The organism is Umezakia ovalisporum Ak1311 (assembly GCF_029891685.1).
GTDB lineage: Bacteria > Cyanobacteriota > Cyanobacteriia > Cyanobacteriales > Nostocaceae > Umezakia > Umezakia ovalisporum.
Genome location: NZ_JANQDJ010000040.1, coordinates 69100 through 91502 on the forward strand (window position 1 = coordinate 69100; position 22403 = coordinate 91502).

Here is a 22403-nt window from a genome sequence, read left to right on the forward strand (position 1 = left end):
TCCTGATTTTTTGCTGGTGGGGAAGCACCACTCAAGAATCTCTTGACTAAACTAGTCGGTTTAGTATAATTCTATTATAGAACTATACAGTTTAGTTTTGTATACCATATAGCATTTTGCTGTCCATGTAAAAGTGGTATCTGAATAATCTACCCAGGGAAATTTACAGTTGATCAGAAAAGTGGAGAACAGGAAAGAATTAATTGACACTGGAGATTGGTATCCATAGGTGTGGAAACAATCTTTGATTATGTCCAAAATTCAGGGACAGCATGATTTTTTTTCCTGTGCTGAGTGATAAAAGAGAGTTAAGCGGAACATTTACCAAAATTTGATTTTTTTCTGATTTGAATCAGCTTATTTGGAATTGCTTCAAAGGTATGCTATTGTGCAGAACTCAAAGCTAGATGGATCAATATCTTCCCAATCTATTTTACGTCCACCGTTTTTTATAGCTATGGTTGTATCTTTAACTGTGATTGGTAGTAGTGTTTATACAGCATTAAAATTTCAGGATAGAGTAAACCAAAGGTCACCAGAATCAGCAACAGTACTACCTGAGCCAAAAACAGTCACAGCCCTAGGACGTATTGAACCAAGAGGAAAAGTGATTAAACTCTCTGCTACCACTTCCCCTGAAGGAAGTCGGGTAAGGGAAATTTTAGTACAGGAGGGGGATAGAATCACAGCTGGGCAGGTAATAGCGATTTTAGACAGCCGAGATAGCCTGTTAGCAGCTTTGAAAGAGGCTGAAGAACAAGTGAAAGTGGAGTTGGCAAAGTTAAACCGCATTAAAGCCGGTGCTCAACCTGGAGAAATATCAGCACAAAAAGCCACAATTGCTCGATTGCAAGCAAAAGGCCAAGGTGATATTGCTGCTCAAAAAATTATGGTGGCTCGATTACAAGCCGAAGTGCGTAACGCTGAGGTGGAAAATCAACGATATGAAGAACTATATCAAGAGGGAGCAATATCAGCGTCCCAAAGAGACAGCAAAGGCTTAAGATTAGAAACAGCCGAAAAAAATTTGCAAGAAGCACAAACACAGTTGATTCACATTGAATTAACCAGCCAGGAACAAATTAAAGCAGCTCTAGCAACACTGGATCAAATTGCTGAGGTACCAAAGGTTGATATAGCAGCAGCTGAGGCAGAAGTGAGTCGTGCTATAGCAGCCATGAAACGGGCACAAGTCAATGTCCAACAAGCTTACGTGCGATCGCCTCAAGGTGGTCAAATCTTCGAGATCCACTCCCGCCCAGGAGAATTAATTTCTAGTAATGGTATTGCTGATATTGGCGAAACCACTGAAATGTATGTTGTTGCTGAAGTTTACGAAAGCGATATTGGCAAAGTTCATCCAGGGCAGAAAGTGCAGGTATTTGGTGATTTTCTGCCCATTGAATTGCAAGGAACCGTGGATCGTAAAAGCTTGCAAGTGCAACGGCAAAATGTAATTAACACTGACCCCGCCAGCAATATTGACAACAGAGTGGTGGAAGTTTATATCCGACTAGATCAAACTTCCAGTCAAAAAGCTGCCAACTTAACCAATATGCAAGTTAAGGCAGTAATTCAATTATCTAATTTTTAATTTGTCATTGGTAATTGGCAATTAAGAACATTCACATCCCTACTCAGCACACATCACTTCATATGATCGGACTAATTAAACAACTCCGGCGGCGTACACCTCTTGGATGGTTGCAACTCAGTCACGAAAAAAGCCGTTTGCTGGTGGCGTTGTCAGGTATTGCCTTTGCGGATGTTTTAATGTTTATGCAAATGGGCTTTCAAACTGCATTGTATGACAGCAACACCAGACTACATCGCAGTTTGCAAGCAGACATTGTTTTAACTAGTCCCCAAGCTCGTAGTTTGCAAAATATGCCTCCATTTTCCCGGCGGCGGCTTTATCAAGCAATGGATATTCCCGGAGTGCATTCAGCGGAAGCAATGTATGTCAATAACATTATTTGGAAAAATCCCCAAACACGCCGTCAAACATCCGTACAAGTTATTGGTTTTAATCCAGATAAACCGGCTTTTGATTTACCCGATGTCAATGAACAATTAGAGTCAATCAAGCTACCGAGTACTGTTTTGTTTGACCGTAGTGCTAGGGGAGATTACCAAAAAGCTATTGCTCAAATTGACCAAGGTAAAAAACTGACTACGGAAATAGAAGGGCACACAATTACCATTAGTGGTTTGTTTACCGTGGGTGCTTCTTTTGGTTCTGATGGTAGCTTAATGACTAGCGATCAAAACTTTTTACGGTTATTTTCCACACGGCCCTCCAGCAGTATTAGCTTAGGTTTAATACAGGTAAAACCAGGTTATGACCCGAAAAAGGTAGCATTAGATTTGCAAGCCTACCTCAGAGATGATGTGAAGGTCATGACCCACGGGGAATTTATTGAGTTTGAGAATGACTTTTGGAGAACAAACTCTCCCATTGGGTTTATCTTTAGCCTGGGGGTTTCAATGGGGTTTGCAGTGGGGGTAATTCTCGTTTATCAAGTGCTTTCCACTGATGTCAATGCCCATGTAAAAGAATACGCTACTTTTAAAGCTTTGGGATATCGTAATTCCTACTTGCTAAGTGTAGTGTTTGAAGAAGCTTTAATTTTAGCAGCATTAGGCTTTATTCCCGGAGTAGCAGTATCCTTGGGACTTTACCAAATCACCCGCACCGCCACAAATTTGCCCATGTATATGACAGTCATCCGGGGATTCCATGTACTAATTTTAACTATCATTATGTGTTCAATTTCCGGGGCCATCGCCACGCGTAAATTACGATGTGCTGACCCGGCTGATATGTTTTAGAGGGTCAATAACTCCCCATTGCCACATTCAACTATAAAAGCTTAAGTTTGAAATTGCTATGCTTCCAGTCATTTCCATCCATAATCTCAACCATTACTTTGGACAAGGTTCATTGCGTAAGCAAGTTTTATTTGACATCAATTTGGAAATTCAATGTGGTGAAATTATTATTTTGACGGGGCCTTCTGGTTCAGGAAAAACCACTTTACTAACTTTGGTGGGTGGACTGAGATCCCCCCAGTTTGGTAGTTTGCAGGTTTTGAACAGAGAACTTTGCGGTGCTAGTGCAGAACAATTAGTCCAGGGGCGACAGCATAACGGTTATATTTTCCAAGGACACAATTTGCATGGTAGTTTGACAGCCCTCCAGAATGTGATAATGGGTTTAGAATTGCACCAGCACATTGCCTTGGGGGAGATGCAGAGGCGTTCGTCCCTTATGCTAGAGCAAGTGGGCCTAGGGAATCATCTTCATTATTATCCTGATAAGTTGTCCGGTGGACAAAAGCAGCGAGTGGCCATCGCCAGAGCTTTAGTTAGTCACCCCCCACTTGTGTTAGCAGATGAACCTACTGCGGCTCTTGATAGTCAATCAGGTCGAGATGTGGTGAACTTGATGCAAAAACTTGCCAAAGAACAAGGTTGTACAATCTTAATGGTTACCCATGACAATCGCATTCTAGACATTGCTGACCGTATTGTTCACATGGAAGATGGCAAATTACTGTCCACAGTCCCCACAGCTAGAAGGCGGGGAATTCTTCAAGAGTCCACATATGTGGGTCTAGGTTTCCTATGTACTTAATTTGTTTGACTTGGCTATTTTATTTGGTGCTGTGAGATAATTGTTGTTTTCTTGAGGGGATACCACATTTGGTATTTCTTCAAATTACTCAGTACCATGTACTGTTAAAAAAACCTCTGTACCTGGGGAATAAAACTAAGAAATTGTGTTGTAGCTTTATGACCATGGATAATAATACCAAATCATCACAGAAAAGATTGCTTGATTTTAACTTCACAAGCTGGAAATTGAAACGTTATATTAAACATCTTTTTATCGGCATATTTGCATCTGTCCTTATAATTATCTTGGCTTTGCCTGTAAACGCGTTACAAGCAGAGGTAACCCCCAGTAATCCTCAACTGGGGGATACTTTATCTGTGGTGATTAACGTTAATAATCCCGACAATAATAGTAATCCCATGGTGTTTGTAGGTGAAGATTCTTATCCGGTATTTGCCATGGCTCCCAATAAATATCGGGCTTTAATTCCTACAACTCCCTTAAATAAACCCGGAACTATGGCAATTAAAGTTTCCGTCCCTGGTCAGGTGCGAAATTTGGCAGTCAATTTGCGTAATCGTAGTTTTCCCACACAACGAATTAATTTGCCACCCCGCAGCGCTGGGGTGAAAGCCACACAACATGAACTCCAGCGGGTGGCAGCTTTTAAACAACTGCAAACAGCGCAAAAGTATTGGAACGGCCCATTCCTCCAACCCAACAAAGGGTCAATTACTACAATTTATGGTGTACGTCGCTACTACAATGGCAAATTTGCCAATGATTACTACCATCGTGGCGTTGACTACGCTAGTCCTCAGGGTTCACCCGTGGTTGCTCCAGCTGCTGGAACAGTGGCTTTGGTGGGTACGGTATCTGAAGGCTTTCGAGTTCACGGTAACACCGTTGGCATTGACCACGGTCAAGGAGTAACTAGTATTTTATTACACCTCAATACCATTAAAGTTAAAGAAGGTGATTTCGTTAAACCTAATCAATTAATTGGCACAGTGGGTTCAACAGGTGCTTCCACAGGCCCCCATTTACACTGGGGTCTATATGTCAATGGTCAATCTGTTGATCCAGTGCCCTGGAGGTTTGATGGCGTTGATTAATAAACTCAAAAGTCAAGATTTATGAGGGTTATGAGTTGAGGGGCTTAGACCCTGGTTTTTTAATCCACTGGATTAAAAAACCGAGGTTGTCTACAGTCAAAATCAATTGCGTACTGATACAATCGTGCCAATATTTACCTGTTTATATAACAAGCGCACATCATCATTACGCATTCTTAAGCAGCCATGAGAGATTGCAGATCCTAACAAATGTGTGTCTGGCGTACCATGAAAGCCAATGGCATTTCGTCCATCTGACCAAAAACCAATCCATCGGGATCCTAAAGGACTATTAACTCCCGACGGAAATATTTCCCCAGTGATAGGGTGCTCCCAAATGGGATATTCTTCCATGTCCGTTACCCGGAAAGAACCTGTGGGGGTTTCCCAACCTTTTTTACCTACAGCAATGGGGTAACTAGCTATGACTTCACCTCTTTTGTAAACATAGGTACGGCGCTGGCTTAAATTCACCACCACTTCGGTTTGAGATGATTTTTGTGAAGATAAAGCCTGGGAATTCTTCCTTGCTGCGGAAAACAGCGATCGCATCTTTGAGGATAACTCTGTGAGGTCTCTTGATTTCTGGCTGACTGCAACCGACTGATGGGGTACAAAACTCCTCTGGAAAGCTCGCTCCTGACTAGGCTGATCACCAGGTGTAGACGCGCCACGGGCAATGTCCAGTGGGCTTCCTGGGGCGGAAGCTGGTGGTTCAAACTGCCCTTGAGTAATGGTCATGCGCCAATGGACAGCTAGTGATAAGATGGCTGTGCCAAAGCAGAGAAACATGACTATACGCGCTACAGATTCATTTCTTACCATTGCCATCGCTTATTTTTTATCCCTGACAAATCCGGTGGACTAGTTGGTTCATAAGTACATTCCAAATTATCAGTAATTTATAGTTAGTTATCTGTTCTCTTATAACTGTGCCCATGGTGTTGAGGAAACTAACACTATGTGAAAAATTTTATCCACAGGAACACTTATGATGCCACAATTCATCATTAATCGTGTGGGTGAAAGAAAAATCATGTTTGAAAAATTATTCCTAGCAGTCACAATTACATTCTCCTTGAATTTCTTTCTTCAAGTCCGGGTGATTAATGCACATCATGATGGTATTCATAGTCCACAACACACAGAAATATCAACAAAAACTATGGTTAAAACACCGGAAAAATAACTTTTTTTGTGGTTACATCCATCCATATTAACAAAAGTGAAATTTTAGGGACTCTTGAAAAGACCCCTAGGAATCTAGAAAACTATGTTATGGGGTTTCTCAAAGAGCAAAGAAATTGATTATTTAAAACATAAAGCTTAAAAATTCGCGGTTTTGTCTGTCAGAAGACTGAGATTTTGGCCATGAAACCGCAAATATAGTCTTAGCCATGGAGTTGATCACAAAATCATGGACGCATATTTACCGATTTTTGTCAAATGTATATGGTCAGATAGTGTTAGTTGCCAAATTATCAGTAAAATTACCATAATTTTCAAAATGCAAAACAATTGCACAAAATGGGGCTATGGTATGATAAACATTGAAAACAAGCTTTTGGTTTAGCTATTAATGTTTCTCACTTTATATACTGTCATGTACCAGTCACGAATCCGTCCCTGGGGAAGGAACATTGCAGCCATTAGCTTGTCTAATAGGTAGGGATGATTTAAAGTTCAGTACGATCTATGAGCCAATCGATTACTGTATCCTGGTCAACTGTTGATGCAAGATACCATGAAGCATCGGTGCAAGTTGAAAAACTCTCTAATCACGATTTAATTTTACGCTGTCAAGTGGGACTGCGTCCTGATCGTGCTGCGTTTGCAGAACTGTTGCGCCGCTATCAAAGTCAAGTTGATCGAGTCTTATACCACCTGGCTCCGGATTGGCCTGATAGAGCTGATTTAGCTCAAGAGGTGTGGATTCGAGTGTATCGTAACGTTAACCGATTACAAGAGCCAGGGAAGTTTCGTGGTTGGTTAAGCCGCATTACTACCAACTTGTTTTACGACGAGTTGCGTAAACGAAAGCGGGTAGCTACTCCTTTATCACTAGATGCTCCCCGCACCCTGGAAGACGGGGAAATGGATTGGGAAATCCCTGGAGATACTCCTGGACCCGAGGAGGAATTGACAACTAGGGAATTTTACGACCAACTGCGAGAAGCAATTGCGGACTTACCAGAAGTGTTTCGCACTACCATTGTCCTGAGAGAAATCGAAGGTATGGCCTACGAAGAAATTGCTGAAATTACTGGTGTTTCTTTGGGAACGGTGAAATCCAGAATCGCCAGGGCTAGATCCAGATTGCAAACTCAGTTGCAAAGTTATCTGGATGCTTAATAGCAAAATTTAAACATAGGTAAAGAATTGTGATGTTAGTTTAGAGTCCTGGTTTCATTAGGAGTGAATTCAATCAACTTATCAGGATTTTCCACTGACTTTACCCGCATATGAATTGGTCATAATGCTATAATGAATACTAATTCTCCATTTAATGACTGTTCCCCCAGGCTAAATCCACAAGATTTGTCAAAAGGGACAGGCCAGCATACCAATGAATCGACGGGTGCTATGGATATAGTGAAGCGCGATCGCTTCGAGTTATTAAGTGCTTACCTTGACGGAGAGGTAACAGCTGCTGAAAGCAGGGAAGTAGAAAAGTGGCTGGAAAACGATGCCTCAGTTCAACGCCTGTACAGCAGACTGATAAATTTGCGACGACGGTTGCAGACTTTCCCAGTACCAGTAGATGAACAAAGCCCAGAAGTAACAGCCCAGGAAGTACTAAAGCTTGACCGTCACCGTACCCTCTCAACTTGGGTATTTAGAGGAGTTGCTGTGGCAACTTGTGTCGTCGGTGCTATATTTGGTTTGCTATCAGGTAATGAATTCAAGACACCGCAACTGGCACAACAACCAGTGAAGTCTACACCAGATACAAACAAATCCGTAGTTTCAACTTCTCCCCTGATGGTGGCGTTGAATAACCCAGTGATAGAAATTCCCAAGGCCGCAATAGCACATCCGGGAGACTCTGTTCATTTCCAGCAGCCTCAACCAGGGGAAATTGAACCAAACATCAATTAATTTAATTGCCATTTTACAGAGCGGGTTCATTACTTTGTGGGGTAGAACATCCTCAAGGGTGAACTCACTCTCAACTTGTCTAACTATGACAGAATGTCTTTTGACTTCAATTGATGATGGAAGCAAAAATATCACTTAGTGACTTTTACTCAACGTAATAACACCAAGTGAACAAGTATTTTTTTTTCCTACCAGCTGCTTTACCAACTTTATTAACAGCTTTTCCTGCTTTAGCCACTGACACAGGACAGACCAATTCAACTATTTTTAACTTGAGTGAAATTGAGTTACCTATGACCAATGCTCAATTATTAACTCAACAATCCATACCCATTGAAGTTAACCCGGAAACTCAGACAGAAACAGAATCAATTTCCAACAAAGATACAGATATTCTCATAGAAGTAATTGGCGAAAAATACTCTTTGCCTGAATCTACCCCTGTTCACGTAATTCATCAAGAAGAAATTCAAAAACAGGGTGCTACCAGTGTAGCGGACGTATTAAAAAGAATGCCTGGTTTCGCCATTAACGATGTGGGACACGGTGCTGATATTCACACAGGTACATATTATCGGGGTGCTTCTATTAATCAGTCTGTATTTCTAATTAATGGTAGACCAATTAATAATAATGTCAACACCTATCATGGTGTAACTGACTTAAACAGCATTCCTGTGGAGGCCATTGAAAGAGTAGAACTATATAGTGGTGTCACTTCCGCTTTGTATGGTTCATCAGCCTTTGGTGGTGTGGTGAATATCATCACTAAAGAAGGTTATGGTCAAGAAAGATTCACCGGTAGTGTGGAAGTTGGCTCATTAAATTTAAATAATCAACAGATGAGTTATGGTGGATCACTTGGGGATGCTCAGTATAACTTCAGCTTTGAAAGGTACTTTATAGATAATCGTTATCCCGTTCCCCTTGGCGCAGCCAATCGTGACCCTCAAGGATTTTTATCCAATGCAGATACAGCCACCAGTACTTACTTTGGCAAAATTACTTTGGATTTAGACACTGAAAATTCTTTAAATTTAGATGTCAAAACACTGAGCAGTCGTCGCGGCTTAGTTTATTTCGGGTTTCCCTTGCAAAGAGATAGACTAGATCATGATGGCTTGAATGTGGGTTTATCTTGGAAAACTCAATGGGGTCAAGGAAAAGGTTCTAATGTCACAACCACACTTGGTTATAATAGGGATTATTTTAGTACTTATGGCCCCACAGTATTTGCTGGACAAGAATTTGACCGTTCAGGTGTTTTAGACACACAACAACTCACCGCTAGAGTTGACCATACATGGCAATTAACACCCAGCCATCAATTTCGCTGGGGATTAGATTTAAAAAACACTAACTTAAACGGTGATACTTTCAGCACCAGACCAGATAGAATTGCCCAGAACGAGACTGAAAAGAGAAATGTCTTAAATACAGCATTATTTGCCGTTAATACTGTAAACATTAGTGATAACTTCCAGATAGACCTAGGGCTAAGACAAAGCTTTGATGGCCAATTTGGTAATTACCTCAATCCCAGTGGGGGCTTTCGTTATACCTTTACACCCACAGTAGCAATTAGGGGAAGTTGGGCTGGGGGACAGCGTAATCCCGATTTAGACCAATTATATCTGTATGATACAGTTCATGGTTGGCAACCTAATGCAGATTTAATCCCGGAAACAGGTTCATCTTGGACTGCTGGAGTGGATGTGAAACTGACAAATGATTTCATGGGACAGTTGACCTACTTTGGCAGTAGTTTAGATAATCGTTTGGGAATTATCAATGGTAAATGGGAAAATATTGGGTTAGTAAATACTCATGGTTTAGAGACAGCATTAAGATTACAAATTGCTAATAACTGGTCAAGTTTTCTTAACTATACTTACACAGATGCTCAAATTAAAACAGGGGCAGAAAAAGGTTTACAGTTAGGTTTTATCCCTTATTCTGTGGCCCAAGCTGGTATAGGTTATGAAAATTCAGGCTGGCAAGCTAATTTGTATGTTACTTATAACAGTGGTACTCGCCGAGCTTTTTTTAATGAACCTGGTAAAACCAACAGAGATTTTGTACCTTCTTTCTGGAATTTAGATTTAAGTGGTCGAATTCCTTTAACATCTCATGTGGGACTGACAGTTTATGTAGAAAATTTACTTGGTGAGCAGTATGAACGAGTTAATCGTATCTACAGTCCTGGGTTGACTTTGCGTGTGGGTTTAACTTCAAATCTTTGACTTCTCCCCCGGGTAAAGCTGTGTCGCCACTGGGGGTGAACTCACAGAGGTAGGGACTCATAATGACGACAATGTAAAAAACCCACCCTTGGGATCTGGGAAAGGGTTTTTTCTTCAACTTTTTGCTGGTTTAAATCCAAGGGATGAAGTGAAGTTTGAAGTATCTCAATATCTCAATTACACAGCACTTTTCAAGTAAATAAAGTACAAACCTTAATATCATAAATCTTGTGGCCTTGGTATCTTCCCGGCCCTTCTCTACGTACTTAGATAAAATGCGCTGCATTGATATTTTTCTTCCTTCTGGTTTCCTTCAACTAAGATCACCAAAAGTGGGCAAGAACTGTGCTTGTTCATTAACTCAACACTGTGGTGGGTATTAATGCATCGTTCTCTAGTTTTCCTATACCCAGGAAGCAAGCTTCTTGATTGTAAACTCTGGTTATACCAGAAAAATCTACAGTTAGAGGTATTTTTTGCCCATGACACCACTTTTGAGCAGGTATGGCTGGTAATGTTACAGATGGTAAATGCTGCAAAGCCACATCAGGAACACTAGGTTGAAATGTCCCTGCTTGCAATTGTGTTTCTAGGTCAGTTAAAGTCAAACTATCTATAAGCTGGAAACCACCACTTTCCGTGCGGATTAAAGCCGCGAGGGTACCACCAGTTTCTAACATTGCCCCTAGGTCACGGGCGATGGCTCTAATATATGTACCACCACCACAGACAATGGCAATATCCAATTCTGGAAAATCTCCTTCTCGCCAATGTAAGATTTCTGTGTGAAAAATTTCTACCTTCCGTTGAGGAACTTCCACGGTTTCCCCTTGACGTGCTAGGTCATACAGACGTTTTCCATCTATTTGAATGGCGCTGTAAATTGGTGGTACTTGTGTAATCTTACCTTGAAATTGTGCCAATGCAGTGGTTACGTCTGGAAAATTCAATGCGGGACAAGGTTGAGAATTAATAATTTCACCTTGCAAATCGTCAGTTGTGGTTTGGACACCAAAGCGAATAGTAGCTTGGTAAGCTTTATGGTCTGGCAAATATTGTAACAATCTTGTGGCTCTACCAAGTGCCATTGGTAAAACTCCCGTGGCCGCTGGATCTAAGGTTCCTCCGTGTCCCACACGTTTAAGATGCAGGAGCTTTCGCACCCGCGCCACGCAGTCGTGAGATGTCCAGTCAAAGGGTTTGTTTAAATTAAGAAAACCTTGCACTGTAAATTTAATTATTGTAGCAGATAATTAAGCCAGCCAGCGGCGGTGAGTAGCTTACCTGATATTAATTCAGTTTCCCCAGGGATTGGAGGAAACTCAAGGCTATAGATTCACGGGAAATATTCTTGACATAAGCTGCATTCAGATAGGGGAGGTATTGTGGCTTGTTAGCAACATAAGTTTGGAAGAAAGGTAAACTTAAAACATTCATGTAGTGACGTGCTTGGCAAGCATCGCCAACTAAATCTTCGGGTAATGATACTTGCTCACTTCCTGGCTTTCCATTACCAATGATAGAAAAGTGAGTTCCACCTACAAGCATCACCAGATATTTTTGGGAGTTAGTCAACCAAGAAAAGGGTTCAATTTGCTCATACAACGCCGGCGCAACAGTATCATCGCTACCACCGATAATCATGACAGGAGTTTTGATTTGGCTTAAACCAGCTTTACCAAAAATAGAGCTAGTGATGGGGTTCACTGCGATGGCTGCTTTTATGCGGTGATCCTGCAAGTTGTAGTCTTGATTAAAGTTCTTATTCAAGGCTAAAGCACTGCATTGGAATAATAAAGACATATTCCAGGATTTTTCCAGGGTCTCTGGTGTGCAGTCTTGTGCTAATTGCTGAAAGTTAATTTTAGCCCCAGCTAAAGCTAAGGCTGTGTACCCTCCTAAAGATTGACCAAAGATTCCCACTTGTTGCAGATTCAATGGATTTTGAAAGGGTAAATCAGAGGGGTTAATGTTTTCCAGTTGATTTAAAATATAGGTCACATCTAGGGGTTGGTCTTTAAATTCATCTGGTTCTATAAGTTCACTGGGGTGTTTGTGCAATGATGCTTGCAATTGTTGAGGACCACTACCGGGATGATTAGGAACAACTACTGCTAATCCGTGGGAAGCTAGATGTGTAGCTAAATATTCAAAGTTACTGCTGTCTGTACCCAAACCATGGGAAATGACGATTACAGGAGCAGGATTGTGGACATTGGGTATGTAAACATCGGTCAATAAAAGCCGATGGCGTTTTGAGTCAAAAAATCTCAGTGTGTGTTTTTGTGGATGAAACTGTCCTTGGTTACCTAAATCTGCTAGTTTTAAGAAGTCTAGGGGTTTTGGTGTGCTAGCAGCCTCGATATTAGACTGTTGTATCACCGTTGCCATGGCCTGTTGAGTGTGACTAATTACTTTTTGTAGTTCCCTAGCTATGGTAAAGCTACGCTTTAAATCAATATGGATACTGCTATGGGGATATTTGCGTAACAGATTTAATAATGTTAAACCTCCCGGTTCAGCAGCGGCGGAAATAAATGCTGACCTTAAAGGGTAAAGTCCTCCTTGTCCTTGACTAGATTCTGGTTGTATTACTTGAGCCAAACGTTGTAGCAGAAATTCCCCTTGAGGTGTGTAGAGAAATTGAGACACCACAGTTGGGCTTACTTTCACAGGTGTCTGTAAAATTGCAAGCAATTGTTGCAGCTGCTTTCCTGGAAGATATTGTTGATAAAGTGCTAATTCATTAGCAACTACACCATTTTCAGCATATTTCTCCAAAGCTGTAACTGAAATGGAGGTTTCTAGGGCAGAAAAAGTCGAATAAATTCGCTCTGCTACAATGGTAGAAGCATTAATTACCAATGTTGGTAGCAGTATTGCTATAACCAGCAAGAGCGAATTTCTTTTCAGGTTGCTTGTCCAATTATCAAACAAACTATTCATCGCTCAACTGTTTCGGTGATGTTGTTTCACTAGGGGTTGGCTTTGGTAGTTATTTAGACACCCTGGACAATTAAATTAATAAGGTCTGGGTTGACTGTTCACTGGTGACTGTTGACTGTCCCCCACTTGTAGATTCCCAAATTGCGCTCTCACTGGAGGATAACAAATAAAAATTCCTTTTACTTCCGTATTTAAATGTAAGTTTCAATAAAATTAATCGGTTTTTCCAAGGGGATTACTGTGGTAAAGTTCAAATATCATCCCATAGTTAGGTTAAGAGGGAAACAAGAAATCCACTGCATTTATTCATAAGTACAGAAATAAAATGCTGTGGAAATAGTACCTTATGTCTTGTTAATTTGCTAACATTTGCAACAACAGGGCTTCACTCAACTGAGTAATTCCCAAAGCTTCGGCCTTTGCTAACTTGGAACCAGCATCTTCCCCCACCAGTAAATAATCAGTTTTTTTACTGACAGAATTAGTGACTTTACCCCCGGCATTTTCAATTAACTTCTTGGCTTCATCCCGTGATAACGTTGGTAAAGTGCCCGTAACGACAAAAGTTTTTCCAGTTAAGTTTTGATTACCTGTGCTAACTGTTGTTCTTGGTTCTGTGACAGCTAATTGTAGTTCTGCATTTTTTAAACGTTCAATTAACAGTTGATTAGCACCGATGCGGAACCACTGATATACAGATTGAGCAATTTCTGCACCAATACCGTAAATACCTGCAATGTCTGATTGCTTGGCTGCGGCTAACTGTTGGACGGTGGGATATTTCTGGGTTAACAATTCGGCATTAACATTGCCAACGTGACGAATACCTAAACCATACAACACTCTAGACCAAGGTTGGTTTTTTGATTGCGCCACCGCATCTATTAATTTTTGTGCTGATTTTTGTCCCATCCTTTCCAATCCACATAATTCTTCCACAGTCAAGTCATATAAATCAGCAACAGAATACACCAAACCTCTATCTACAAGTTGATGTACCAACTTTTCCCCCATTCCTTTAATATCTAAAGCATCCCGACTCACCCAATGTTCAATTTCTCCCTTGAGAATAGCCGGACAGGAAGCATTAACGCAGCGAGTCACCGCCTCACCGGATTCTCGCACTACCGGTTGGGCACACACTGGGCAATTGGTAGGCATTTCAAAAGGTTGAGTATCATCTGGACGCAGTTCTTTTAATACCCGTACAACTTCCGGGATAATTTCCCCAGCTTTACGAACAATTACTGTATCACCAATGCGGATATCTAATTGCACAATGCGATCGCTATTATGTAAAGTAGCCCGGGAAACTGTTGTTCCTGCTAATTGTACTGGACGCATTTCTGCCAAAGGAGTTAAAGCCCCAGTTCTTCCCACGTTTACGGAAATATTTTCCACCCGTGTGGGCGCTTCCTCCGCCGGGTATTTCAAGGCCACCGCCCATCGGGGGAACTTTTGGGTAAAACCCAGCTGTTCTTGCAACTTAAAGTAATTTAACTTCACCACTACTCCATCAGTCATGTAGGGTAAATTCAGCCGTTGTGTATCCCAATATTGATAATATTCTGCTACTTCTGCCATTGAGCGACAAAGTTTGTGATTAGGGTCAACAGAAAAACCCATTTTTGCCAATAATTCCAAAGCTTCCCATTGAGTATTAGCAATACTCGCGTCATCCATACCAGAAATATGCAATGTGTAAGCAAAAAAATCCAACCCCCGGCGAGCCACAACCCGGGAGTCCAATTGCCTCAGTGTACCAGCTGCGGCGTTCCGGGGATTAGCAAATAAATTTTCCCCAGCTTTTTGTCGTTCTATGTTAATTTGTTTAAACATTTCCAAAGGTAAAAACACCTCACCCCGTACTTCGACTTTTTGCAGGCTTTTTGAACCTGCAAAATTCAAACGCAAGGGAATTGAGCGAATTGTCCGCACATTTTGAGTAATGTCTTCCCCCACCACCCCATCGCCCCTAGTTACACCTCTAACCAATGAGCCATTTTCATAGGTCAAAGCCAAAGCGGAACCGTCTATTTTCAGTTCAGCAACATATTCCACCTGGTCTACCTTGGGTACTTGTCGCCGCCAACGCTGATCCCATGTTTGCAATTCATCAATATTAAAGGCATTCTCGAGACTGTATAGGGGGATATTATGCCGTACGGAAGTAAAATGTGTAGCTGGTTTCTCACCCACGCGCTGAGTAGGACTATCTAGCGTGATTAATTCTGAATACTTAGTTTCTAGTTCTTGTAATTCTCGATAAAGCTGGTCATAGACTGCATCTTCCATAATTGGTGCATCTAAAACATAATAAGCATAGCTAGCTTGTTGCAACAACTGGCGCAGTTCTTCTATACGCTTTATTTCCCACTGAATTTCCATCATTATACTTATTGCAAATTACCTAGCAAATAGACAGACTTTATTTTTCTACATTACTCCCTTAAATGCCGCTCCGGAATCTATCACCAGAACTAAAATTTATTATGGTAATAAACTTACTTTATATCCTGTCTAATTTTACTTGATTATTGGTTATATCAATACTGATAATCACATTTATAACTATTGAGTTTAGGAGTTATTATTGTTAATATACTTAGCTTTTAACTTCGCAAAATCCTTAGAAATTTACCTTTTGTTAACAACTTGAAAATTGATTTTTAAGATTTTTACTGTAGTTTCCCAGTTCAACTGTGTTCCACCTGACTTTGCATCAATCGTTGCACACTGACCAAAGCCCGATTTAACTCATAATTGCGCCTGTGGGGATTGTGCAAATACCCCTGCTGTTCCTCCTCAATCATCTCCACATCTTGAATTATTAAACCTTCAAGTAACTTTTGGGCTGTACCAAATAAGTTATTTTTAACAAATCGCCGAAACCACACAGGCAATTTGTGTAATCGCCAAAAGGAGTTTAATGATGTAAAATGAACTAAATAAGCTTTTGTTTGTGTTTGACTTACCGGACAAAATAAACAATAAATTTTAAAATCTTTCCCCAAACTAGAAACCCAATGGGGATAAATATAACTTACATCCAATGGTTCTGGGTGTAATTTTCTCAAATTAGGAAAAAACAGCTGGGATATAGACCAAATTTTATCTATTTTGTAATAACTTTGAGCTATATAATGAGCATCTACACGATGGTCATTTTCATGAATATCTTGTAAAGATGCTTCTGCCCAAGCTTGCAAATCTTGATGCAAATGTCCATGATACATATCCATCAAGTTTTCAATTAAATAAGAATAATGGGCATGGGCATTAATCACAGCAACTGAAGCAATATAATTGAGATGTTCCCATTCTGGTAAACCCAGAGGTTCTACACATGGTTCTCCATTGCCGGGAAACAACCAAATAAAACCATCTTGTTCTTTAACTGGGTAATGACGAATTTTACAAGTTGGTAACTTTTGATTTGCTGCTAAGTAAGGAACAGCCGCACACTCACCAGATGAATTGAAGCGCCAACCGTGATATGCACATTCTAACTCACTATCCACCACCCGCCCGTGACTCAGTTTAACCTGGCGATGGGGACAACGGTCTTCCAGGGCGTGAATTTTACCTGTATTGTCTCGATAAAGTGCGATGGCCTGGTGCCAAATTACCACACTTATCGGCTTATTGGTGACTTCACTACTAAGTGCAGCTACATACCAGTGATTTGGATTAATACCTAGCTGACGGACATCACAGGTTTGCACCTTAGAGAAGAAAGCAGACATATTATAGCATAGGCTGAAACTTTTAACATAATATACCATTTTCTGAAAAATGTAGGGTAATTTTAGGAAAAATAAAATGTCATATTTATTACAGTTACTGCCACAAGCAATTATTGTTCCGAGGTTATAGAGTATGTGTAGATGAAACAGTAACTAAATAAAGACAAAAATCTCTATGGCAAACTACCAAGAAACCCTAACAAGTGGTGAAATCAACTTAGACACGGTGACTATTAACCACATAGAAGTAATTGAAAATGTCATTGAATCTTTGGAACAAGACAATAGCGCCATGGTGAGCCACAGCCCAGAAGACGGTTATGTGTGGAAATTTAACTACGGGAGTGTGGAAGTTTTCATCCAACTCACAGGACAAAGTAATGACGATACCATAACAGTGTGGTCGTCGGTGCTAAACTTACCGGCTAAAGATGAACTCAATTTAATGCGACATCTTTTAAAAATGAACTGCACCGGTACCCTAGAAGCCCGTTTTGGTATTATTGAAAATCGTGTGGTGGTTATATCAACACGCAGTGTAGAAGACTTGTCTCCAGCTGAGGTTTCACGGTTAATTACCATTGTGGGTACCATCGCTGATGACAACGATGAAATTCTACAATCTCAGTTTGGTAATGGTTAAAACTATGATAATTCCCTTGAACTGATGAACTGATGCAAATTATCTCACTTCCACCCTTGTAAATATCAGTGTTGAACCCAATTAAAAATTTTGAAGGTGAGCAGGTTTGGCGACTGATTCCCTTGCTGGAAGCTTCTGGGGATGTGCAGATGGCCATTGACAAATGGTTGTTAGAACAGCACAAATCTGGACAGCACCCCCCCACTCTAAGATTTTACACTTGGTCGCCTCCTGCCATTTCTCTCGGCTATCACCAACGCCAATACCCCCCATTTTGGCAAAATTTAATCTGGAAAAGGAAAAAACTAGATTTAGTGCGTCGTCCCACCGGGGGTAGGGCGGTGCTGCATCAAGGTGATTTAACTTATGCTGTCATTACTTCGGGAATAACCGGTACCCGTTTCCAAGCATATGAAAAAATTTGTCAGTTTTTAATTCAAGGGTGGCGATCGCTCGGTGTTGAATTGAGTTACGGTACAGCTGGTCGGGGCTATATCCACAACCCTAACTGTTTTGGTACAGCTACAAGTGCAGATTTAGTATTATCAAATGGGTATAAGCTCATTGGTAGCGCCCAACTGCGAACCGGTGAAGTGATTTTGCAACATGGTTCCATCCGGTTACAGCCCGATGCTGAATTGTTTACTCAAGTGTTTGGTGAAGAATCTCTCCCCACCATGGAATTACCCGAAAATTTGAGTTTAGACAAAATTATTACAGCTTTAATCACCGCAGCTTGTGATTGTTTTGCCATAAAGAAAATAGAACCAAAACCCCTCTCCCCCGATGAATGGGCTAGGGTCTACACAGCAGTCCCTAGGTGTGGAAGTTTGAATAATGTTTTGTAAATTAACCATAAAATTGGCAAATTACTTTTTTCCATGACATTGGTACATTAGTTACAGGCGGCGAACCTAAACTATAATATCAATCCGCTGCCATAAATCCATAATTTTGTCAACTTCAACCTCATTGCTATTTTTAGGAAACCTATGAACCCTGCCCTCACTCAAATTGGCGCTCAGATGTCTAACTTAACCGGCGTAAGAGCAATTATGAAAGACATTATTGAAACATTACAAGCAGGGGTAGGGCAAGAATTCATGAATTTGAGCGCTGGTAACCCCTTGATTTTGCCAGAGGTAGAACAGTTGTGGCGACACTGCACAGCGGAATTGCTCGCTAGTTCAGAATATGGGGAAGTGGTTTGTCGTTACGGTTCTAGTCAAGGCTATGCACCGTTAATTGAAGCCCTGGCCAATGACTTTAATAAACGCTACGGTTTAAACTTGAAAAGTAGTAATATCCTCATTACACCCGGTAGCCAAAGCCTCTACTTCTACGCCGCCAATGCCTTCGGTGGTTTCACAAACAACGGCGAACTCAAAGAAATCGTTTTGCCCCTCAGCCCCGACTATACGGGTTATGGCGGTGTTTGTTTAGTGCCACAAGCCCTCAAAGCCTATAAACCAACTTTGGATATTGATGCAGCTGCTCACAGATTTAAATATCGTCCAGATTTCAGCCAACTATCAATTACAGAAAGCACAGGTTGTGTAATTTTTTCTCGTCCCTGTAACCCCACTGGCAATGTGCTTTCTGACGATGAAGTGAGAAAAATTGCTGCTTTGGCTACACCTTACAATGTACCTGTGCTCATCGATTCCGCCTATGCACCGCCTTTCCCAGCTTTGAACTTTACAGAAATGACACCAGTGTTTGGTGAGAATATCTTACACTGCATGAGTTTATCAAAAGTGGGACTACCCGGTGAACGCATTGGTGTGGCCATTGGTGATGAAAGCATGATCCAAGTGTTAGAGTGCTTTCAAACCAACTTGTGCATTCATCCATCCCGCTATGGACAAGCCATAGCCGCCATTGCCATTAACTCCGGTGCTTTAGCCCACATTGCCGCAGAAGTAATTCGTCCTTTCTACCAGCAAAAGTTTGCTGTACTAGAAAATACCTTAGATGCAGCAATGCCCAAGGATTTACCTTGGTTTCTCCATCGCGGTGAAGGAGCCATATTTGCTTGGTTATGGCTACAAGACCTACCTATTACTGACTGGGAACTTTACCAAAAACTTAAGCAAGTGGGTGTAATTGTTGTACCTGGTAGTACCTTCTTCCCTGGTTTGCGGGAGGAATGGCACCACAAGCACCAATGTTTACGTATTAGTTTGACCGGTACTGATGAGGAAATTGTCAAGGGTATGAAACGTTTAGCACAAGTGACAGAACAAGTTTATCAACAGGCTATTGTCACCGCGTAGTAATTCCCAATTGGCCACGCTAACCTAAGTACTGGGCCCTTCAATTCAAGGGTGCTTTAGTAGCTAAAATCATGGAAATGAACCGCAAAGGCGCAAAAAACCGTAACACAAAAACAGGTAACAAGGAAAAAACCGGGAAGAAAATTTCCCCAATTCCTAATTCCCAGAAACCAGCCAATCTTGATGATTGGTTAGAAATTGGTAAAATTGTTGCCCCCCAAGGTCTTTGTGGAGAGTTGCGGGTTTATCCCGAGTCAGATTTTCCCGAACGTTTTGAAGTCCCCGGAACACGTTGGTTATGGCATCCTGGTCACCAGGAACCACAACCAGTGGAGTTGTTGTCAGGACGTTATGTAGAAGGGAAAAATTTATGTGTAATTTCCTTAGCTGGGGTGGAAAATCGCAACCAGGCTGAGGCTTTACGCAATTATAAGTTGATGGTACCGGCAAGCCATCGCCCGGAATTGGGTGAGGATGAATATCACGTTGCTGATTTATTGGGAATGTTGGTGTTTATGCAGGAATCAGGGAAACTTGTGGGTACGGTTGTAGATGTGATTTCTGCCGGTAATGATTTGTTAGAAGTCAAGCTGCACGAAGAAAATGACATTGTTGAGGCAGAAAAATTACACTCCAAATCCCCAAAGCACCTTTTAATACCATTTGTCAAAGAAATTGCCCCGGTGGTAGATTTACAATGTCGTCGTATTGAAATTACTCCCCCCCCTGGGTTGCTAGAATTAGCCCATGGTTAATTCTGGGTTTTACCTACATCAAGGTTTATTACAGACTAAGTGTTGACGGTGGAGTGATGTAGCCAAAATGAAAAAGCCAAGTAATAAACAATATCAACATTCCACCGAAAAAAATGTCAAGTAAAAGTGAAAAAAGACCCCCAAGGAAAAACCAACATCCCAAGAATATGTGATTCAGTGAGAACTCTAAAAAAAAAGGACAGAAATAGCCCTAGCCTAAACACCGTGTCAACCTAAAAGCATTCACAGGTAATTTTCTACAGCAGTGTTGCAAATTTGCTGTGATGGTGTTAGTATTTTTTTGGCAGGGGAAAGCACAGGCGAAAACCCCCCACCTCCCGCCAAAACCTCAGAACCTTGACAAGTTAATAGTTTCAGACCTTTGACCATAATTCTAGAGTCTTCGGACAACCCCTGAAACAAGGTTTTAAACCTCCCCCGCCAAAATCGCCGGTGGGAATGGCTCTACAACTAACTTTTGGCGGTCGGTCTTTCAAATCAATGAAACCCGCTTGCGGGATTGAAACAACTCTTGCTACTTCAGATAAGTTAGTTGTTGACAGACTTTCAAATCAATGAAACCCGCTTGCGGGATTGAAACAGTTGAAGAGCCAAGGATAGTAGCTGAGTCTTTGATAAACTTTCAAATCAATGAAACCCGCTTGCGGGATTGAAACTTTCGTAACTTTCTGGCGAATATTTACTCCTTTCTTTTGCTTTCAAATCAATGAAACCCGCTTGCGGGATTGAAACCACGCTAGGGCTCCGGCGCGCGTCCGGGCTGTACCGCTTTCAAATCAATGAAACCCGCTTGCGGGATTGAAACAACCCGATAGAGGTAGACCCGGTAGAGGTAGAGGTACTTTCAAATCAATGAAACCCGCTTGCGGGATTGAAACATCGACTATTACCGGCTGCAACCCGGCAGAAACAACTTTCAAATCAATGAAACCCGCTTGCGGGATTGAAACTCAGTAATCTCCAGCAAGAATGAACTTGAGACCTTGTTAACTTTCAAATCAATGAAACCCGCTTGCGGGATTGAAACACAATTAGCTCTTTTTCTTTAGTTATCAAGGTATAACTTTCAAATCAATGAAACCCGCTTGCGGGATTGAAACCTTCTGTAACCACTACCCAGGGGTAGCAGTTGTCACCCGACTTTCAAATCAATGAAACCCGCTTGCGGGATTGAAACACAATCAATATGCCGCGAGCGTCTTTGTATGCAACCCGACTTTCAAATCAATGAAACCCGCTTGCGGGATTGAAACTTTACATAATCCTCGGGTAACTCGCCCTGGATAGTTCCACTTTCAAATCAATGAAACCCGCTTGCGGGATTGAAACACCTATTTATGTCTTCAAATGGCTTATCTTTATTACTTTCAAATCAATGAAACCCGCTTGCGGGATTGAAACTCATATCTTCCTAGCTGAAATACACAGAAGACTATAGCTTTCAAATCAATGAAACCCGCTTGCGGGATTGAAACAAACATTAGTAGGGACGTATTGCAATACGTCCCTACACAACTTTCAAATCAATGAAACCTGCTCGCGGGATTGAAACTAATCTTCCTCTGACCAACCCAGCCTCGCAGCCAATGGGCTTTCAAATCAATGAAACCCGCTCGCGGGATTGAAACTAGGGCCATATACTCAATAAAAAACCGCCCCAGGTGGGACTTTCAAATCAAAGAAACCCCCTCGCCGGATTGAAACTTCCTAACCTTATTAGTTCTTCCTCATCACTCATTACTCATCAAACAAACATCCCAACCTTATTACTTCTTACTCATAACTCCTTACTCATCAAAGAAACCCCCTCGCGGGATTGAAACAAACATTAGTAGGGACGTATTGCAATACGTCCCTACACAACTCTCAAATCAATGAAACCCCCTCGCGGGATTGAAACATAGTAGTCAACAAGCTAATACTTTTGTTGTTAGTGCTTT

At 41.3% G+C, this 22403-nt stretch carries 17 protein-coding genes and 1 CRISPR repeat array; of the genes, 12 read left to right on the top strand and 5 right to left on the bottom strand.

Going from position 1 to position 22403, the window contains the following annotated elements; translation table 11 throughout:
* Positions 1 to 388 precede the first annotated feature (388 nt).
* The 4 genes from NWP25_RS05970 to NWP25_RS05985 all read left to right on the top strand — a co-directional run bounded on the left by NWP25_RS05970 (position 389) and on the right by NWP25_RS05985 (position 4734).
* Positions 389 to 1594, top strand: a complete 1206-nt coding sequence (locus tag NWP25_RS05970; protein WP_280699019.1) for an ABC exporter membrane fusion protein — start codon at positions 389 to 391, stop codon at positions 1592 to 1594.
* Positions 1595 to 1656: 62 nt separating this feature from the next.
* Positions 1657 to 2832 carry an ABC transporter permease DevC gene (devC, locus tag NWP25_RS05975; RefSeq protein ID WP_280650694.1) on the top strand — a complete coding sequence of 392 codons (1176 nt, stop codon included), beginning with the start codon at positions 1657 to 1659 and terminating at the stop codon, positions 2830 to 2832.
* Positions 2833 to 2890: 58 nt separating this feature from the next.
* On the top strand, positions 2891 to 3637 hold the full coding sequence (locus tag NWP25_RS05980) for a DevA family ABC transporter ATP-binding protein (RefSeq protein WP_280650695.1): 747 nt from the start codon (positions 2891 to 2893) through the stop codon (positions 3635 to 3637).
* Positions 3638 to 3795: 158 nt separating this feature from the next.
* Positions 3796 to 4734 (top strand): M23 family metallopeptidase, encoded by a 939-nt coding sequence (locus tag NWP25_RS05985; RefSeq protein ID WP_280699021.1) that lies wholly within the window; start codon positions 3796 to 3798, stop codon positions 4732 to 4734.
* A gap of 102 nt (positions 4735 to 4836) precedes the next feature.
* Here the strand turns inward: NWP25_RS05985 and NWP25_RS05990 are convergent, their stop codons facing one another.
* Positions 4837 to 5565, bottom strand: a complete 729-nt coding sequence (locus NWP25_RS05990) for a L,D-transpeptidase (RefSeq protein ID WP_280650697.1) — start codon at positions 5563 to 5565, stop codon at positions 4837 to 4839.
* A 160-nt stretch (positions 5566 to 5725) separates the two neighbouring features.
* On the opposite strand from NWP25_RS05990, the gene NWP25_RS05995 reads away from it, so the two are divergent.
* The 4 genes from NWP25_RS05995 to NWP25_RS06010 all read left to right on the top strand — a co-directional run bounded on the left by NWP25_RS05995 (position 5726) and on the right by NWP25_RS06010 (position 10076).
* On the top strand, positions 5726 to 5923 hold the full coding sequence (locus NWP25_RS05995; RefSeq protein WP_374912113.1) for a hypothetical protein: 198 nt from the start codon (positions 5726 to 5728) through the stop codon (positions 5921 to 5923).
* A 506-nt stretch (positions 5924 to 6429) separates the two neighbouring features.
* The gene (locus NWP25_RS06000; RefSeq protein WP_280650698.1) at positions 6430 to 7086 is read left to right on the top strand and encodes a sigma-70 family RNA polymerase sigma factor; all 657 of its coding nucleotides are present in this window, start codon (positions 6430 to 6432) and stop codon (positions 7084 to 7086) included.
* Positions 7087 to 7218: 132 nt separating this feature from the next.
* Positions 7219 to 7833 carry an anti-sigma factor family protein gene (locus tag NWP25_RS06005; RefSeq protein ID WP_280650699.1) on the top strand — a complete coding sequence of 205 codons (615 nt, stop codon included), beginning with the start codon at positions 7219 to 7221 and terminating at the stop codon, positions 7831 to 7833.
* Between the two features lie 167 nt (positions 7834 to 8000).
* Entirely contained in the window at positions 8001 to 10076 is a 2076-nt protein-coding gene (locus NWP25_RS06010) for a TonB-dependent receptor plug domain-containing protein (protein WP_280650700.1), read from the top strand.
* 356 nt (positions 10077 to 10432) lie between these two features.
* Here NWP25_RS06010 and truB read toward each other — a convergent pair whose 3' ends face one another.
* The 4 genes from truB to NWP25_RS06030 all read right to left on the bottom strand — a co-directional run bounded on the left by truB (position 10433) and on the right by NWP25_RS06030 (position 16768).
* Positions 10433 to 11302 carry a tRNA pseudouridine(55) synthase TruB gene (truB, locus tag NWP25_RS06015; protein WP_280650701.1) on the bottom strand — a complete coding sequence of 290 codons (870 nt, stop codon included), beginning with the start codon at positions 11300 to 11302 and terminating at the stop codon, positions 10433 to 10435.
* 64 nt (positions 11303 to 11366) lie between these two features.
* Entirely contained in the window at positions 11367 to 13022 is a 1656-nt protein-coding gene (locus NWP25_RS06020; RefSeq protein ID WP_280650702.1) for an alpha/beta hydrolase, read from the bottom strand.
* A 354-nt stretch (positions 13023 to 13376) separates the two neighbouring features.
* Complete coding sequence (gene ligA, locus NWP25_RS06025; protein WP_280650703.1) at positions 13377 to 15413, bottom strand: NAD-dependent DNA ligase LigA; 2037 nt, start codon at positions 15411 to 15413, stop codon at positions 13377 to 13379.
* Positions 15414 to 15718: 305 nt separating this feature from the next.
* Positions 15719 to 16768 carry an aromatic ring-hydroxylating dioxygenase subunit alpha gene (locus NWP25_RS06030; protein WP_280699023.1) on the bottom strand — a complete coding sequence of 350 codons (1050 nt, stop codon included), beginning with the start codon at positions 16766 to 16768 and terminating at the stop codon, positions 15719 to 15721.
* A 175-nt stretch (positions 16769 to 16943) separates the two neighbouring features.
* Here NWP25_RS06030 and NWP25_RS06035 point away from each other — a divergent pair, with 175 nt between their 5' ends.
* From NWP25_RS06035 to rimM, 4 genes are all read left to right on the top strand, one after another.
* Complete coding sequence (locus tag NWP25_RS06035; protein WP_280650705.1) at positions 16944 to 17411, top strand: YbjN domain-containing protein; 468 nt, start codon at positions 16944 to 16946, stop codon at positions 17409 to 17411.
* 68 nt (positions 17412 to 17479) lie between these two features.
* Positions 17480 to 18259, top strand: coding sequence for a lipoate--protein ligase family protein (locus tag NWP25_RS06040; protein ID WP_280650706.1), 780 nt, complete (start codon positions 17480 to 17482; stop codon positions 18257 to 18259).
* 144 nt (positions 18260 to 18403) lie between these two features.
* Positions 18404 to 19687 carry a valine--pyruvate transaminase gene (locus NWP25_RS06045; RefSeq protein WP_280656952.1) on the top strand — a complete coding sequence of 428 codons (1284 nt, stop codon included), beginning with the start codon at positions 18404 to 18406 and terminating at the stop codon, positions 19685 to 19687.
* Between the two features lie 71 nt (positions 19688 to 19758).
* A complete protein-coding gene (gene rimM / locus NWP25_RS06050; RefSeq protein WP_280650708.1) occupies positions 19759 to 20442 on the top strand; it encodes a ribosome maturation factor RimM in 684 nt (227 codons plus the stop codon).
* A gap of 489 nt (positions 20443 to 20931) precedes the next feature.
* A CRISPR array of direct repeats spans positions 20932 to 22363; the repeat unit is 38 nt; unit sequence ACTTTCAAATCAATGAAACCCGCTTGCGGGATTGAAAC.
* Positions 22364 to 22403 lie beyond the last annotated feature (40 nt).

Bases quoted from the DNA above. Each gene is read 5' to 3' on its own strand.
- devC (WP_280650694.1), top strand. From the start codon at position 1,657: ATGATCGGACTAATTAAACAACTCCGGCGGCGTACACCTCTTGGATGG.
- NWP25_RS05980 (WP_280650695.1), top strand. From the start codon at position 2,891: ATGCTTCCAGTCATTTCCATCCATAATCTCAACCATTACTTTGGACAA.
- NWP25_RS05985 (WP_280699021.1), top strand. From the start codon at position 3,796: ATGACCATGGATAATAATACCAAATCATCACAGAAAAGATTGCTTGAT.
- NWP25_RS05990 (WP_280650697.1), bottom strand. From the start codon at position 5,565: ATGGCAATGGTAAGAAATGAATCTGTAGCGCGTATAGTCATGTTTCTC.
- NWP25_RS05995 (WP_374912113.1), top strand. From the start codon at position 5,726: ATGATGCCACAATTCATCATTAATCGTGTGGGTGAAAGAAAAATCATG.
- NWP25_RS06000 (WP_280650698.1), top strand. From the start codon at position 6,430: ATGAGCCAATCGATTACTGTATCCTGGTCAACTGTTGATGCAAGATAC.
- NWP25_RS06005 (WP_280650699.1), top strand. From the start codon at position 7,219: ATGAATACTAATTCTCCATTTAATGACTGTTCCCCCAGGCTAAATCCA.
- NWP25_RS06020 (WP_280650702.1), bottom strand. From the start codon at position 13,022: ATGAATAGTTTGTTTGATAATTGGACAAGCAACCTGAAAAGAAATTCG.
- ligA (WP_280650703.1), bottom strand. From the start codon at position 15,413: ATGATGGAAATTCAGTGGGAAATAAAGCGTATAGAAGAACTGCGCCAG.
- NWP25_RS06030 (WP_280699023.1), bottom strand. From the start codon at position 16,768: ATGTCTGCTTTCTTCTCTAAGGTGCAAACCTGTGATGTCCGTCAGCTA.
- NWP25_RS06035 (WP_280650705.1), top strand. From the start codon at position 16,944: ATGGCAAACTACCAAGAAACCCTAACAAGTGGTGAAATCAACTTAGAC.
- NWP25_RS06045 (WP_280656952.1), top strand. From the start codon at position 18,404: ATGAACCCTGCCCTCACTCAAATTGGCGCTCAGATGTCTAACTTAACC.
- rimM (WP_280650708.1), top strand. From the start codon at position 19,759: ATGGAAATGAACCGCAAAGGCGCAAAAAACCGTAACACAAAAACAGGT.